Raw genomic sequence first — 15,530 nt, forward strand, 5'->3', positions numbered from 1 at the left:
CCTTTTCCTCCTCGTACGTCAAAGCACAGGTGAGACTTCGCTCATCATGCTATTCAGCCATTCCTTCAGCTCTTTGGCTGAGGAATATGTTAGTGTTTGATCGAGTTCCATCAATCGTTGTTTTGCTGTATAGGATGCTGATGCCGTTAAATCTTTTTTAGGGGCATCACGTACTATTGACAGCACACCATTCTCTATTTTAACAAAACCGAGTTCAAAAAACACCTTTGTCATAAAAATCATTGTATCTTTTGTCCAGCCTCTATGTTTCGCAAGCTCCATTCCTTGTTCCTTGAGAGGGAAACTTCCTCGTTTTAACAAGAATCCATAAAACCATTTGAATTGATCACGGCTAGGGAAAGAGGACATGAAATGATCTTCTTTTCTTTGGAAAACTGTATACACTCTAGCTGGCTTTTGATTTTCTAACAGCTGCCTTAGCAACTGTTCATCTGCAGGGACATCTGCAAAGACGACATACTTGCCTTCAACATCGAGTGTTGAAACATTTTCTGCATGGACATGATGAATCGGGATGCTGACTTCCTCTTTTGTTTCTTCGTCAAAACAGACCACCACATATTTTTCGGGGTCAAGCGTGGAGATTGTCTTTTCCCAATCCTTTTTGCCGCGCAAATCAAACAGCTGCCATTCATCTACTCGGGCATCTTTTAGCATGAGCTGTGGTTTCTTCCGGTTATTCCATTCATTGATGGACATTTCACCAATGACGGAAATCCGGCTACCTGTGACAATTTCTTCTTTCAATTGACCTTGATGAAAACCGACACAGTCAAGCAGTTTGTCTTCATCTTTCAGAGACATTTTGATATGATTTTGATTTGCTCCAATGGTTCGGATTTCTTCAAGTCTCGCATCTTCAATCATGATGAACGGCTTTGGATTCTGCATGCCAAATGGTGACAGCATCCCCACTTCTTCAATCGCTTCAACCGTCAATTCGTCTACCTTGCATACAGCATCGACCCGCTGAATCGGAATAAAGTCTTCCTCTGTCAACGTTTCATTCGCATATTGATTTAATCTTTCCCTTAGTAAAGGGACATCATCCGCTCGAAGTGTCATGCCCGCAGCCATCGGGTGCCCGCCGAAATGCGGCAGAATGTCGCGGCATTTGCTTAAATGGAAAAATAGATCGAAGCCGGGAATACTCCGTGCTGAACCTTTTGCCATTTGCGTCTCTTCATCTATTCCAAGCACAATTGCCGGACGAGAAAATGTATCCGTCAATTTAGAGGCAACAATTCCAACAACACCCGGATTCCAGCCAGCTTTCGCTACAACAATGGCAGACTGGTCATCACCTGTCTCTTCCACCATTTGAATGGCTTCTTCTGTGATCGTACTCACAATTTTTTGACGTTCTTTATTCAGTTCTTGTACAAAACGAGCGAGTTCTTCTGCTTCATCCTTCTCCTCTGTCATGAGAAGATGAACAGCTGGATCTGCCTGTTCAATTCGTCCTACAGCATTCAGCCTTGGCGCAATTTGAAAGCCGACCGTTTCCTCATTTGCTTCTTCAAGAGTAGCACCTGCTTCTTTCAATAACGCCTTCAGTCCCGGTCTATTCGACTGCCGAAGCTGCATAAGCCCTTTTTTAGCGAGCCATCTATTCTCATCATGAAGCGGCACAAGATCCGCTATTGTCCCAATTGCCGCAAGATCTAGCAGCTGAGCTGGCAGCTTACCAAGAAGAGCATGAGCCACTTTAAATGCTACGCCTACACCGGCAAGTTCTTTAAAGGGATACTCACAGCCTGGCTGCTTAGGATGGACAATCGCAAGTGCTTCAGGCAGCTCTTCGCTTGGTTCATGGTGATCTGTAATGATCAAGTCTAACCCTATTTCTTTTGCAATACGCGCTTCATTTACAGCTGCAATGCCTGTATCGACGGTGATGACAAGCGATGCGCCTTGCTCTTTGATATATCGAAAAGCCTGTTCATTAGGCCCGTAGCCTTCTTTAAATCGATCTGGAATATAAAAGTCTACTTTCGCAGACAACTCTTTTAATGTATGTAAAAGCACAGACGTACTTGTCACACCATCCGCATCATAGTCTCCGAAGATCACAATCGATTCCTGCTGTTCGATTGCTTTGTTGATGCGCTCTACTGCTTCTTTCATTCCTTTTAATAGAAATGGATCATGAAATTCGGCTTTTTGATCAAATAAAAAAGACCTCGCTTCTTCTACTTCTTCGAGTCCTCTTTTTACAAGAAGCGATGCAGTCAGCGCTGAAATATTCAGATTTTCAGAGAGTGATTTCACTTTTTCTTCGCTTGGATGTTCATATTCCCAGCGCATTTTGGATAATAACATAAATTCACCCCTCAACCACACTATTATACTAGAGTGGCCTGAGGGGTTTCAATTTTTATTTTATGAAATTGTGCTGGAAGATTATTTTTCCTTCCGATCAAATGATGCTGGCTGTTCTTTTAAAGGCGTCACATTCGGTTTCTTTTGAACGTCTTTGTCGATCTTTTTATTCGAAACAGCAGGTGCAGGTGCGGCTGCACGCTCAGCTTTTAAAGCCTTTAGTTCACGTTTTAGTTTCACAATTTGGAAAATCCCTGCAAAAGCCACAATGAGTCCGCCCATGAGCACAGAACCAATAATGACAAGGATGAGCGGCCATTCAGCCGATCCAAATAAGTAGTCAACTTGCACTGGCCGCACATTGATTACGGCAAATACTGAGACAATTAATACGAAAATAAATGCGAGTATGATGGTCCATTGTTGTTTGTTCATCTACATATCCCCCAAGCTTTTTCTTGTATTCTTCCCTTTTCATTGTCCTTTTTAAACCCAGAAAGAAAAAGCGGAAGAAAATCTATCAGCATGGGCATGAATTAGCTGCTGAGTTTTTCTTTAATGAGGTTCTTTATTTCTTGTCTTTCTCCAGAAATAACAAGGGTATCCCCTTCTTCAATGACCGTTTCAGGTCCTGGATTTAACATTTTCTCATGTGATTTCCTCACGATAGCGATGACTGTTACTTGATAGTTTTGGCGGACATTGAGGTCTCCGATGGTTTGCTGAATAGCTGGTGCATTCTTTTCAATCTTAAACCATTCAATCATCAGTTCATCAATGGCTACTTCAACAGTTTCAAGCGCTTTCGGCTTATATACCATGCCGCCTAAGATTGCTGCAATTTGTCTTGCTTCTTCATCGTTTAGCAAGATACCAGAAATAGATTCTTCATGATCGTCCTCTTGAAAATGATACATTTCTCTCCTGCCGTCATCGTGTGTAATGATGGCTAGCTTTTCATTATTTCTTGTGATCATTTCGACTTTGTGACCGATACCTGGCAGTTCAGTTTCCCGAACCTTCATAACAGCCCCTCCAATGAATAAAGCCAAATGCCTCAAACGGACACTTGCTTTCTATACTGATCTAAACGTATGTCATTATAGCAAAAGACTATTTCAAGATCAATGATACCCGAAATGTTTTTTTGAATCGACTTATTCTCGGGAAATCTATTGAAAAAAGACTGCCAAAAAGGCAGCCTTTCTCAATTAAATATCTTGCTCAGTATCAATCTTCGCCGGCTTTTTCAGCTCACGGCCTTTCCACATGAGCCAAATTTGCGCTGCGATATATAGAGATGAGTACACCCCTGTTAACAGACCGACAAGTAAGGCGAGGGAGAAGTTTGTAATCGATGCCGATCCGAAGATAAGCAGTGCGATCACAACAATTACGACAGTGAGTACCGTATTGATAGATCGTGTAAAGGTTTGCTGTAAACTCAAGTTAACGATGTAAGATAGATCTTCTACCGTTTTTGGTTTACGTTTCTTCATTTGCTCACGAACCCTATCGAACGTCACGATCGTGTCATTGATCGAATACCCGATCACCGTGAGGATCGCCGCAATGAAGGTCACATCTACCTCTAATCGTGTGATACTAAAGAATGCCACAATGAAGAATGCATCATATAAAAGGGAGGCAATCGCTGCAATGGCCATTTTATATTCAAAACGAATGGAAACATAAATAATGATCCCAATCGAAGCAATGATGATGGCATATATAGCATTACGTGCAAGTTCTTTTCCTACAGTAGGAGACACCGTGCTGACATTCGGTTCTGTTCCATACTTATCTTTAAAGTAATCTTTCACTTCTGCAATTTTTTCTTTATTTGGCACACCAACAAATCGTGCCGCTGCTTGATTTTCTTTTTGGCCAGATAACACAACACTATCTGTATCCAGATCTAATTTTTGAAAGTCTTGCTCGATTTGAGCAGTTGACAGCTTGTGGTCACTTTGAATGTCTACTCTTGTACCACTTGCAAAGTCAATACCCGCATTGAGTTTGAAAATCGAAAGGACGATAATCCCCGCAATGGTAATGGCTACTGAGAAAATCATGAAACCTTTTCGCTTGCTGACAAAATCCCATTTATCAAATAGTGTTTTTGGTTCCGTATTTTCTGTTGTTTCATGAATATCGATGATGTCTTTTTGACGAACACCAAACCAGCCTTTCTTGCGATCAAGCGCTCGGCTTTCCACAAGCAGACCAAGAAGGAATCTTGATAGGAATACAGCTGTAATAAAGCTTGTTAAAATGGAAAGGATCAGCATCGTCGCAAACCCTTTTACAGAACTTGTCCCGAAGAAGAAAAGGACGCCCCCTGCAATAATACTCGTTAAGTTTGCATCAAAGATGGTCGCAAATGATCGGCGGTTCCCTGACCTGAAAGCAGAGCGGACAGATTTACCGAGCTTAAGCTCCTCTTTGATTCGTTCATATGTGATGATGTTGGCATCAACCGCCATCCCTACTCCAAGAATCAGTGCCGCAATTCCAGGAAGTGTCAGAACAGCCCCCATCCAGTCAAACACCTGTAAGGTAATATAGATATACGTTGATAACGTAATGACAGCAATAAGACCAGGTATTCGGTAATAAAAAAGCATGAATAAGAAAATGAGGGCAATTCCCACAATCCCTGCAAAGACAGTTTCATTTAATGCCTGTTCACCGAATTGCGCACTCACTGATGTGGAGTACTTTTCAGTTAATTTCACTGGCAATGCCCCAGCATTTAAAATACTTGCAAGGTCTTTTGCCTCTTGGACAGTAAATTTCCCTTCAATTTGCACGTCACTGCTGTTAATTTCTTGATTCACATTCGGCGCAGAGACATACTTGTGGTTTGATTTTGAGACTTCTTTTTTGAAGGAATCTCCTTTGTGGTAATCAAGCCAAATGACAAGCTGGTTATTCGGCGCCATCGCCGCTACTTTTCTTGTGACGTCACCAAATTTTTTCGCATCCTTTAGTTTAACCGTCACAATTGGCTCATTCGTTTGACTGAATGTTTGTTTTGCACTGTTTTCGACTAGGTCAGCCCCGTTTAGGAGTTCTTTATCATTCGTATCTCTGAAGGATAGCTGTGCTTCAGTGGAAAGTATCTCCCTAGCTCTGTTTTGATCTTTTACCCCCGCAAGCTGCACACGGATACGATTGTTGCCTTCAATCGAGATGTTCGGCTCACTTACACCTAGCACATTGGCTCTTCGGTTTAAAGCCTCCACCGTACTGACGAGGACACTATTTGTAATCTTGTCCTCTTTTTTCACTGGATGTACATCATACAGGACTTCAAATCCACCCTGTAAATCCAGCCCTAGCGTCATATCTTTCGCAACAGGCTTTGTTAGTAAGCCTACGCCAGTTCCGATTAACAGAACCACTAAGAAAAACGCAAGAATGCGCCCTTTTTTCATTATGTATTTCCTCCTTAAACACCTGAATCCATTAAGATGGCTTATTTCAACAGTTCATCTAGCATATTCTTGCCATCTTCACTGTCCAAAAAAGCAGACGTTTTAAACGACTGAACGGTTGCATAGTTCATAAATTCGCCAATTTTCACAGATAAAATATCTGCAACCATTTCATGAATCGGATACTCTTGTTTTTTCTTCCACTTCTTATTCTCTAAGTATGACCATAATTCCTCTAAATCTACATCTTTATAGCCCAAAACGATGAATTCTTCAAGCTTACTGAACAGAAAAGGCTTTAAATGGTCTTTGTAAATTGCAGCCGGATGTTGTGTCAATGGGATGCTCCCCCTTTTCAGTTTTTATCGAGAGACTTGTCATGCTTGGACGATATACACGCATATCTTATTGTATATGATTCTATGTCGTTTGAGAAGGCAGGTGATCTTTGATTTGACGAAGCAAACGTTTTTAAAAGGCACGATTATTTTAATTTTAGCAGGTTTTATCACGAGAATATTGGGTTTTGTCAATCGAATTGTGATTGCAAGGTTCATTGGCGAAGAAGGAGTCGGGCTTTATATGATGGCTGCTCCTACCTTTTTTCTCGCTGTGACACTGACACAATTCGGACTGCCTGTCGCTATTAGCAAGCTTGTCGCAGAAGCAGAAGCCCGTGGAGACAAACAGAAAACAAAACGAATTCTTGTCATGTCTCTTGCGATAACAGGGACACTCAGTTTGATATTCACGCCGCTCTTTTTATGGTTTGCACCCATCATGGCAGAAAATATGCTGACAGATCCTAGAACAGTCTATCCACTGCTTGCCATTACGCCCGTTGTCCCAGTCATCGCCATTTCTAGTGTGCTGAGAGGATATTTTCAAGGCAGACAGCAAATGAGCCCACTTGCCATTTCTCAAGTGCTGGAACAGGTTGCAAGAATTTCTCTAGTAGCCGTATGTACAACAGCTTTTCTTCCTTATGGAATTGAATATGCGGCAGCAGGAGCGATGATTTCATCTGTCATTGGAGAGATGATTTCACTTGCTTATTTACTGATTGCCTTTCGTTATAAAAAGACCATTCGTATTCGAAAACGATTTTTCAAGGCGATTCATGACGGTAAGGACACGTTTAAGCAGCTGATGAGTATTGCCCTGCCAACAACAGGCAGCCGATTTATTGGCAATATTTCGTGGTTTTTAGAGCCGATAGTTGTCGCGCAGAGTCTTGCCATTGCTGGATATGCGGCTGTTGAGGCGACAAGACAGTACGGGGAATTGACTGGTCTTGCGCTGACTCTTTTGACACTGCCAAGCTTCATTACGTATTCACTCTCCACGGCATTAGTCCCGGCGATCAGTGAAGGAATGGAGCAGAACAAACGCAAAACGGTCGAATACCGGCTGAAGCAGGCAATGCGTCTTTGTCTACTCAGCGGAGGTATTTCCTGTATTATTCTTTTCGTTTACGCAGAAGATTTAACGCTCTTTATGTATGGTTCATCCCATGCGGCTATTTATGTGAAATTCATGGCACCATTTTTTCTTCTATATTATTTTCAAGGGCCGCTTCAAGCCGTCTTGCAAGCACTCAATTTGGCTGGTGCGGCGATGACGAATAGTCTGATAGGTGCTGTTGTGAAAACAGGAATGATCTTTGTTCTTGCTTCACAGCCGGGCTTTGGCATTATGGGGGCAGCACTTGCGATATTAATCGGCATCGTCCTTGTCACGCTGCTTCATGCGGCAACTGTCGGTAAAGTACTGCCTATTCATTTACCAATGAAGGAATATGGGATATGTGTTCTTGTGATCATCGGCACTGGGGTGGTGAGCCTTTGGCTGAAATCTCAAATGAACGGATTCTTTTCTGCCCCGATTGAGCTAGTCATGCTGATTTTTGTGACGTGCGCGCTGTATGTCATTCTATTAATCTGTCTTGGTCTAGTGAAGAAAGAAGAGCTGCGCCGCATCCCGTTTATTGGGAAGCTGCTCTAGCTCATCTTTTTTTGATCACTTCATCTTTCAAATCAATATAAAATGTCTTTTGATTAAAGCTGCAGTACGAAATCTGCTCTATATCATGATAGCCCCTTTTGGTCAGCTCATCTTTCAACCATTGTTCATTTTGATTAATTTGCTTCAGGTGATCATGCTGCACAACCCCATCTGCAATAAGTGGCAGCTCAAGCGCAGCATGTGTGCGCTTGTTTTCTTTTTCAACGACGGCGAGCTTTCCAGATGGCTCTAAAATGGCGTAAGAGACATCCTGAATGCTATCGATGTTGTTTTCTCTTAATTGTATGAGCAGGTCATCAAAATTGTATCGCTGTTTTCTCATCGCACCTTCGTCGATTTTCCCATTGATGATGAGCAGGACCGGTTTGCCATCAAGAAAGCGCCGGACACCTTGGAATTTCAATGAGAGGTAGGCAAGTGTAATTTGAATGAAGGTTAACAGCAGAATCGGCCATACCGTATGTAACATATGATCCTCGACTTCTTCTATAGCGAGAACCGCAATTTCTGCGATCATCATAAAAATGACAAGATCTAAAATGCTCAATTCGCCAATTTCTCTCTTGCCCATTAACCGAAAAATAAACCATATAAGAAAATATAAAATGATTGTTCTCATGGAGATAATCCAGATATCCTGCATGTGATGTAAACCCTCCTTCTCTCACATAGCTTGTGTCAAAACCCTTTATTTATGTAGAAAAGAAAGCCTCTGCTTTTATCGTGAGAAACATGTCTATTTTTTCTTCGCGTTGAATACATTTTAGTAAAAGACAAGCTTCGGTCAATTTGAGAGGAGACGAATCACATGCAGGAAACGAAACAAATTGGAAAAGGGATTTTATCCGGCTTAATGGCCATTTTTATCGTCATGATTGTCACAAGCTTACTTGTATCGCTCATGCTTACCTTCACAAGTATGCAGGAATCATCGTTTAAATGGATGATTATGATTTTGTCCTTTGTGGCACTTTTATTAGGAGGGATCATTTCTGGAGGAAAAGCAAAGGAACGCGGCTGGCTCATTGGTGCGATCACTTCGCTGATCTTTTCTCTCACTGTATTTTTGTTTCAATATTTAGGATTTGGAGCAACCTTTTCACCAGAGCAGTTCATCTATCATGGGGCATTTTTAGGAATTTGTATGCTCGGCGGGATGATTGGCGTCAATCTTCGAGGCAAATAAAAAAAGAGCGGATCTATATCGCTCTTTTTTTTATGGCTATGTATCGGAGGATTAGCCTTTGTCAGCTAATTCTCTAATAGCACGACGATCGAAAGTTAAACGGTTGTTCTCGCTAGTTTTGATGACCACTTTTGATTCATCAATGTAGTCGATTTCACCGTGTAAACCACCGATTGTGACGATTTTATCGCCTTTTGATAAAGATTGCTGCATCTGACGCACAGCTTTTTGTTGCTTTTGCTGTGGACGGATTAATAAGAAGTAAAGCACAGCAAACATGACAACAATCATAATGATTGAACCCATACCACCATCCATTCTATTTCACCCCTTTCTAATGCATTGTAAAGCCTTTTCGTTTATGCGTTAAAAGTTTTTCGCATTCGGTTCGTTAAAACCGTAACGCTCAAAAAACTCTTCTTTAAAATCACCTAAACGATCCTCACGGATAGCTTCTCTCACTTGCTCCATTAATTTTAACAGAAAATGAAGATTATGATAAGTTGTTAATCGAATTCCGAACGTTTCATTTGTTTTGATTAAATGTCTAATATAAGCACGTGTGTAGTTTTTACATGTGTAACAGTCACAATTTTCATCGATTGGTCTGAAATCACGCTCATATTTTGCATTTTTCACAACAAGACGTCCTTCGCTTGTCATGAGCGTACCGTTTCTGGCAATTCGCGTTGGCAGCACGCAGTCAAACATATCTACACCGCGAATGGCACCGTCAATTAAGGAATCTGGCGAGCCGACACCCATTAAGTACCTTGGTTTGTCTGCTGGTAACAATGGCGTTGTGAACTCAAGTACACGATTCATCACATCTTTTGGTTCCCCAACAGATAAGCCACCGATGGCGTAGCCTGGGAAATCAAGTGACACGAGATCTTTTGCACTTTGTTTACGAAGCTCTTCGTATTCTCCGCCTTGGATGATTCCAAACAGCCCTTGATCCTCTGGACGCTGATGCGCTTCTAGACAGCGTTCTGCCCATCTGCTTGTCCGCTCTACTGAACGTTTCATGTAATCGTATTCTGCTGGATATGGCGGGCATTCATCAAATGCCATCATAATATCAGAGCCAAGCGCATTTTGGATGTCCATAGCCTTCTCAGGAGAAAGGAACAGCTTATCTCCATTTAAGTGATTACGGAAGTGGACGCCTTCTTCTTCAATTTTTCTAAACTCACTCAAAGAGAATACTTGGAATCCGCCTGAATCGGTTAAAATCGCTCGATCCCAGTTCATAAATTTGTGCAGACCGCCTGCTTCTTTCACAATGTCATGCCCCGGGCGGAGCCATAGGTGGTACGTATTGCTTAAGATGATCCCTGCTTCCATTGCCTTTAATTCTTCAGGTGCCATCGTTTTGACTGTAGCCAGTGTACCTACCGGCATAAATACAGGTGTGTCAAAGGAGCCGTGCGGTGTATGAACGCGCCCCAGTCTTGCACCTGTTTGTTTGCATGATTTAATGAACTCATAACGTATCGGTAATTGCGACAAAATGAGCCCTCCTGTCTTTGTTGTATGATGTTATTGAATCAGCATGGCATCGCCAAAACTGAAGAATCGGTATTCCTCTTTTACAGCCTCATTGTACGCCTTTAAGACATGCTCTCGCCCAGCTAATGCGCTGACAAGCATGATTAACGAGGATTTGGGCAGATGGAAATTCGTGATCATGCCATCAATTGCCTTGAATGTATAGCCTGGGTAAATAAAGATTGACGTCCAGCCGCTTGACGCTTTGAATTCGCCATCATGCGCACTTGCAATGGTTTCTAGCGTTCTCGTTGACGTTGTCCCCACTGAAATAATCCGCCCGCCTTCCTTGCGAACGCGATTAAGCTCTGCCGCTGTTTCTTCATTCATTTCGTAAAATTCTGCGTGCATTTCGTGTTCTTCAATACGATCTGCACTGACCGGACGAAAAGTACCAAGCCCCACGTGCAGTGTAATGAATGCGATGTGCACTCCCTTTGCTTTCAGCGCATCCAGCAGCTCGTTTGTAAAGTGAAGACCAGCAGTTGGAGCAGCAGCGGAGCCGACTTCTTTCGAATACACGGTTTGATAGCGTTCACGATCGTCAAGCTGTTCTTTAATATAAGGAGGCAGCGGCATTTCACCAAGGGATTCAAGTACTTCATAAAAAATGCCGGTATACTGAAACTCAACTTTTCTTCCGCCATGTTCTAATTCTTCTGTACATACTGCTTGAAGCCGTCCATCACCAAATGTGATCACTGTTCCTTTTTTCACCCGTTTGGCTGGTTTTACAAGTGTTTCCCATTTGTCGCCTTCCTCTTGTTTTAAGAGAAGCAGTTCAACTTTTGCACCTGTATCCTCTTTCATTCCAAACAACCGTGCCGGCAGAACGCGTGTATTATTTAAAACGAGACAATCACCCGTTTGAAAATAATCGGTGATTTGTGAGAATGTATCGTGTGTCATCTCACCCGTTTGTTTGTTTAAGACCATCAATCTTGATGCGTCTCGTTTTTCAAGCGGTACTTGTGCGATCAATCTTTCTGGTAAATCAAAATCAAATAGTTCTAACTTCATTTCCTTCACCTATTCTGTAGTTAACTAGTTAACGTTATTTCATCCGTCCAAAGATATTCAGTAATATCGTGAGCACGATGCTAATGACAATGCATGTGATCACAGGGAAAAAGAACGTCACATTTCCTTTTTTCACAAAAATATCACCTGGAAGCTTACCAACCAATTGAAATACTAATCCTGCGGCAAAAAGGACACCACCTAAAATCATCAATATTTTAGGGAATTCAGTCACGAATCGGAACCTCCATTTGAAAATGTTCATACGCTTCTCTTGTGACGACCCGTCCTCTTGGTGTTCTTTGCAGGAAACCAATTTGCAGTAAATACGGTTCGTACACATCCTCAATCGTATGTGATTCTTCTCCAATTGTCGCTGAGATTGTATCAAGCCCAACAGGACCGCCTCTAAATTTTTCGATCATACTTAAAAGCAGCTTGTGATCGATATGATCAAGACCAAGCTTATCGACTTGAAGGCGCTCAAGGGCATCTTCCGCAATGTCCTCGGTAATCGCATGATTCCCAAGCACCTGCGCAAAATCTCTTACTCTTCTGAGCAGACGATTGGCAACCCTCGGCGTACCGCGGGAACGTCTTGCGATCTCTTCTGCTGAGCGAAGATCGATCCCAATCTCGAACAGCTCGGCTGTTCTTGAGACAATGTGAGCCAAATCTCTTTGCTCATAGTATTCCAATCTTGCATGTACCCCAAACCTGTCACGAAGCGGCGCTGTTAAAAGCCCGACACGGGTCGTGGCTCCTACAAGTGTAAATGGCGGTAAATCAAGCCGTACAGAGCGCGCTGTATCTCCTTTGCCAATGACGATATCTAAACAAAAATCCTCCATCGCCGGATAAAGCACTTCCTCAATTGAGCGCTGTAAGCGATGAATTTCATCTATAAACAGCACATCACCTGGCTCAAGGGACGTTAAAATAGCCGCCAAATCACCAGGACGTTCAATCGCTGGTCCAGATGTCGTACGCAGCTGAACATTCATTTCATTGGCAATAATCGACGCAAGCGTTGTTTTCCCGAGTCCGGGCGGTCCGTATAAAAGGACGTGATCGAGCGTTTCCTGCCTCATACGGGCAGCTTCAATAAACACGCTGAGGTTATCCTTTACTTTTTGCTGTCCGATATATTGGCTAAGTGTCTGAGGCCGCAGACTTTGCTCAATGGCTGATTCATGGTTGTCTGCTTCAGTTGAGACGAGCCGTTCATCCATGAGACATCACCCTATTTCAACATTTTTTGTAAAGCTTTTTTCACATATTGATCGGTTGTGAGATTCTTTTCTTCTTTTAACAACGGAAGAACCTTTTTAATTTCACGATCACCGTATCCGAGAACAGTTAAGGCTTCAAGCGCTTCGTCTAATGCCGTTTGCTGCGTTTCGACCTGAATATGGTCCTCGTGATTAAATAGATTGCCAATCATTTCCGGAACGACATCAGCCAGCTTTCCTTTTAGATCGAGAATGATTTGGCGAGCTGTCTTTTTGCCAACGCCAGGGAACTTAATCAGGAACGCTTCATCTTCACGTTCTATCGCTGAAATGACAGCGCCAGGATCACCGGAAGCAAGAATCGCTAGAGCCCCCTTCGGCCCAATCCCTGTGACATTTAACAGTTTTGTGAACAGCGCTTTTTCTTCTCGTGTTTGAAATCCATATAACGAAAAAGCGTCTTCCTTTATGTAATGATACGTATAAATCGTTTCTTGTTTATTGATTTGATAGATAAACGGGTTTGGGCTATAGACTTGATATCCTACTCCGCCGTTTTCTATGACAACATATTGCGGGCACACATAATCAATGGTCCCTTTTACAAACTCTATCACCGTTTTCACCTCTTTGACTGTTCTTCATTGTAACATAAATCGAGTAGAAAACCGCAATAAAAGTTAACATACGTTCGCTCAATCCATTTTTACGATGACACCACGAAAAACAGCTTGCGGCTTTCACACCAGCAAGCTGTTATACGCTTAAAAAGATATTTCATTTCGGTAAGGCTTCATGACTTCAAGCACATGCTCAAATTCATCCTTTGTTCGAAAAGGAATGCCTTGCTCAAGCTGCTCCTCCACATGACTTTCTAAACGGGACGTATCAATTTGAAAAAAGAGATGAATGGGCTCCGCCCAGCCGTCAGGCCTTCCATGAAACGTAGAAATGACACCGTCCTCTGATAATCCGATATATCCATTTGCTTTGCTTAATGGAGAGATATCATCAATTTGCTTTCTAAAAAGCGCAAAATCCTCTTTCTGTTCTACTAGCGTCCAGCCTTTATACTGCGACCAGAATGTGTCTTTGTCTTCTAATGATGCACGGTGTCTTTCAATACTCACATCTCCGTCTAGATAGACTTTTTCAAGCTGTACGGTGATCGAGTTTGACTGCTTTTGCAAGTGTTCTTTTCCTTCCATATCCGCAGCGAAAAAAAGCACACTTGTCATGATAAGTCCTGTAACGAAACATTTCATCTTCACTTTCACTATTTACACCTCTTTAAAACATGAGATCGATGCATGACATATGTAGTTTGACCCATTTTTCTAAACATTAACCAAATGGATGACATGAATATATGGGAAGAGTCTTTCGTTGTATCCTTCATTCGTAAATGGTATGTTTTATACAATCCATTGCTTTATCGAATGCTCGGTTTTTTCATCATTCGTTTTTCATCCGCATAAACTGAAACCAAAGAAGGTGAAGTCAATGTCAGAAGTCAAAAGATTAGCCGAATCGATTCAGTATCATGAGGATAAACGTCTTCATAAGCTTGCCTTTAAACCGGCAGAGCTTGAGCTGTGCGGCAAAGGAAGAAGTGCCTATGTCTTTTCATACAAAAAAAACGGCAAGAAAATGGCGTTAAAAGTCTTTTTCCCTTCTTATCAGCATATTGCCCGTAAAGAAGCCGCTATTTATGAAAAACTCTCTGGTTCGTCTTACTACCCTGAGATTTATGAATCTGGGGATCAGTATATTTTAATGGAATATATTAAAGGATATACATTCTATGAATGCCTCACAAAAGGGATTCCTATTAAAAAACAAATGATTGAACAAGTCGATGATGCGCTAGAAGAAGCACGCGAGAAAGGATTGAACCCTTCTGATATCCACCTAAGGAATCTAATCTTAACGAAGGAAGGACAGGTCAGGGTCATCGACGTTGCCCGTTTCACACAAACAAAAGCATGCCACCAATGGGATGACTTAAAAGCCGCTTACGCTTATTATCAAAAACCTTTCTTCCCGAAAAAAGCACCGCGTCTATGGCTTGAAGTGATTGCTTATTTATATAAAAAGAACTGGCTGTCCCGCGGTCAGCTTAATAATCGGAATGATTTTTCTGCATAATGAAAGCCGCTCTTACCGAGCGGCTTTTCTGTGTCAATCTGTTTCAACATGGATGCTATTCACATTTAATAAGTTAATGATTTCATTATTCAGCTTAAACCAATGATTGGCTTCTTCAATTTTCTTATACACATCATAGGTAGCTGGACGTTTTAGCTCGAAATCAAGCACTTCCCCATTGTTCATATGAAATGTTACCTTAAATACTTTCATCATAAGATCACCTTCCACTCTCTCTTGTTAGCTGGCCGAATAGATCGGCTCTTTTCATTCATTCTCTACTTAACTCGTTTCCCCTCCTTCTTTCCTTTCAAACACAAGAAGTTTAAATTTTGTTTAAATTCAAACAACATCTCTATCCCTCTTCTTTGCAAAGAAGTATATTGTTTTAAAAAGGAGGTTTTCTTTATGAAACGGAAAAAGAAACGAACATCTCCAGAAAAACAAACAGTCTTGTTTCATTTAACAGATGCCCTCATTCCGAGTCTGGACATGATAGGGGCTGCATTAAAGGCATTTTTCCACCTCTTAAGAAAAGCCTTTTCCGCGATCTGATAAAACCCCGCACAACATGCGTGCGAGGTT

The 15,530-nt window shown here is 41.9% G+C and carries 18 protein-coding genes; 4 read left to right on the plus strand and 14 right to left on the minus strand.

All coding sequences use genetic code 11. The annotated features are described in order from the left end of the window. Positions 1–18: 18 nt before the first annotated feature. The 5 genes from recJ to MHH68_RS12245 form a co-directional block, all read right to left on the minus strand. Positions 19–2,343: a single-stranded-DNA-specific exonuclease RecJ gene (gene recJ, locus MHH68_RS12225; protein ID WP_058014560.1), complete on the minus strand. Its 2,325-nt coding sequence runs from the start codon at positions 2,341–2,343 to the stop codon at positions 19–21. 81 nt (positions 2,344–2,424) lie between these two features. Next, positions 2,425–2,778, minus strand: a complete 354-nt coding sequence (locus tag MHH68_RS12230) for a lipopolysaccharide assembly LapA domain-containing protein (RefSeq protein WP_058014559.1) — start codon at positions 2,776–2,778, stop codon at positions 2,425–2,427. 101 nt (positions 2,779–2,879) lie between these two features. Further along, positions 2,880–3,368: a cation:proton antiporter regulatory subunit gene (locus MHH68_RS12235; RefSeq protein WP_058014558.1), complete on the minus strand. Its 489-nt coding sequence runs from the start codon at positions 3,366–3,368 to the stop codon at positions 2,880–2,882. A gap of 186 nt (positions 3,369–3,554) precedes the next feature. Next, a complete protein-coding gene (gene secDF, locus MHH68_RS12240) occupies positions 3,555–5,783 on the minus strand; it encodes a protein translocase subunit SecDF (RefSeq protein WP_058014557.1) in 2,229 nt (742 codons plus the stop codon). A gap of 41 nt (positions 5,784–5,824) precedes the next feature. Beyond that, entirely contained in the window at positions 5,825–6,121 is a 297-nt protein-coding gene (locus MHH68_RS12245) for a post-transcriptional regulator (protein WP_003216788.1), read from the minus strand. Positions 6,122–6,236: 115 nt separating this feature from the next. Between MHH68_RS12245 and spoVB the strand changes: the two genes are divergently transcribed. Next, on the plus strand, positions 6,237–7,787 hold the full coding sequence (gene spoVB / locus MHH68_RS12250) for a stage V sporulation protein B (protein WP_058014556.1): 1,551 nt from the start codon (positions 6,237–6,239) through the stop codon (positions 7,785–7,787). Between the two features lies 1 nt (position 7,788). On the opposite strand, the gene MHH68_RS12255 is transcribed toward spoVB, so the two are convergent. After that, the gene (locus MHH68_RS12255; protein WP_058014555.1) at positions 7,789–8,451 is read right to left on the minus strand and encodes a DUF421 domain-containing protein; all 663 of its coding nucleotides are present in this window, start codon (positions 8,449–8,451) and stop codon (positions 7,789–7,791) included. Between the two features lie 165 nt (positions 8,452–8,616). Here MHH68_RS12255 and MHH68_RS12260 point away from each other — a divergent pair, with 165 nt between their 5' ends. Then, a complete protein-coding gene (locus MHH68_RS12260) occupies positions 8,617–8,994 on the plus strand; it encodes a TIGR04086 family membrane protein (protein WP_058014554.1) in 378 nt (125 codons plus the stop codon). Positions 8,995–9,045: 51 nt separating this feature from the next. Here MHH68_RS12260 and yajC read toward each other — a convergent pair whose 3' ends face one another. The 7 genes from yajC to MHH68_RS12295 all read right to left on the minus strand — a co-directional run bounded on the left by yajC (position 9,046) and on the right by MHH68_RS12295 (position 14,062). Beyond that, a complete protein-coding gene (gene yajC / locus MHH68_RS12265; protein WP_003216659.1) occupies positions 9,046–9,312 on the minus strand; it encodes a preprotein translocase subunit YajC in 267 nt (88 codons plus the stop codon). 48 nt (positions 9,313–9,360) lie between these two features. Further along, positions 9,361–10,506, minus strand: a complete 1,146-nt coding sequence (tgt, locus tag MHH68_RS12270; RefSeq protein ID WP_003216540.1) for a tRNA guanosine(34) transglycosylase Tgt — start codon at positions 10,504–10,506, stop codon at positions 9,361–9,363. Positions 10,507–10,536: 30 nt separating this feature from the next. After that, positions 10,537–11,565: a tRNA preQ1(34) S-adenosylmethionine ribosyltransferase-isomerase QueA gene (queA, locus tag MHH68_RS12275; protein WP_268496786.1), complete on the minus strand. Its 1,029-nt coding sequence runs from the start codon at positions 11,563–11,565 to the stop codon at positions 10,537–10,539. Positions 11,566–11,599: 34 nt separating this feature from the next. Then, on the minus strand, positions 11,600–11,800 hold the full coding sequence (locus MHH68_RS12280; protein ID WP_012010741.1) for a DUF2905 domain-containing protein: 201 nt from the start codon (positions 11,798–11,800) through the stop codon (positions 11,600–11,602). After that, positions 11,793–12,797, minus strand: coding sequence for a Holliday junction branch migration DNA helicase RuvB (ruvB, locus tag MHH68_RS12285; protein ID WP_050943663.1), 1,005 nt, complete (start codon positions 12,795–12,797; stop codon positions 11,793–11,795). Before ruvB ends, MHH68_RS12280 begins: the two co-directional genes overlap by 8 nt. An 11-nt stretch (positions 12,798–12,808) precedes the next feature. Continuing rightward, positions 12,809–13,414, minus strand: coding sequence for a Holliday junction branch migration protein RuvA (gene ruvA / locus MHH68_RS12290; protein ID WP_058014551.1), 606 nt, complete (start codon positions 13,412–13,414; stop codon positions 12,809–12,811). Positions 13,415–13,561: 147 nt separating this feature from the next. Beyond that, positions 13,562–14,062: an intercompartmental signaling factor BofC gene (locus tag MHH68_RS12295; RefSeq protein WP_176372696.1), complete on the minus strand. Its 501-nt coding sequence runs from the start codon at positions 14,060–14,062 to the stop codon at positions 13,562–13,564. A gap of 238 nt (positions 14,063–14,300) precedes the next feature. Between MHH68_RS12295 and MHH68_RS12300 the strand changes: the two genes are divergently transcribed. Beyond that, on the plus strand, positions 14,301–14,945 hold the full coding sequence (locus MHH68_RS12300; RefSeq protein WP_050943662.1) for a serine/threonine protein kinase: 645 nt from the start codon (positions 14,301–14,303) through the stop codon (positions 14,943–14,945). Positions 14,946–14,978: 33 nt separating this feature from the next. Here MHH68_RS12300 and MHH68_RS12305 read toward each other — a convergent pair whose 3' ends face one another. Beyond that, complete coding sequence (locus MHH68_RS12305) at positions 14,979–15,158, minus strand: hypothetical protein (RefSeq protein ID WP_034620653.1); 180 nt, start codon at positions 15,156–15,158, stop codon at positions 14,979–14,981. A 195-nt stretch (positions 15,159–15,353) separates the two neighbouring features. Between MHH68_RS12305 and MHH68_RS12310 the strand changes: the two genes are divergently transcribed. Continuing rightward, positions 15,354–15,500, plus strand: coding sequence for a hypothetical protein (locus MHH68_RS12310; protein ID WP_167550609.1), 147 nt, complete (start codon positions 15,354–15,356; stop codon positions 15,498–15,500). Positions 15,501–15,530 lie beyond the last annotated feature (30 nt).

Source organism: Bacillus sp. FSL K6-2841 (assembly GCF_037976435.1).
In the GTDB taxonomy this organism is placed as follows: Bacteria; Bacillota; Bacilli; order Bacillales; family Bacillaceae; genus Bacillus; species Bacillus pumilus.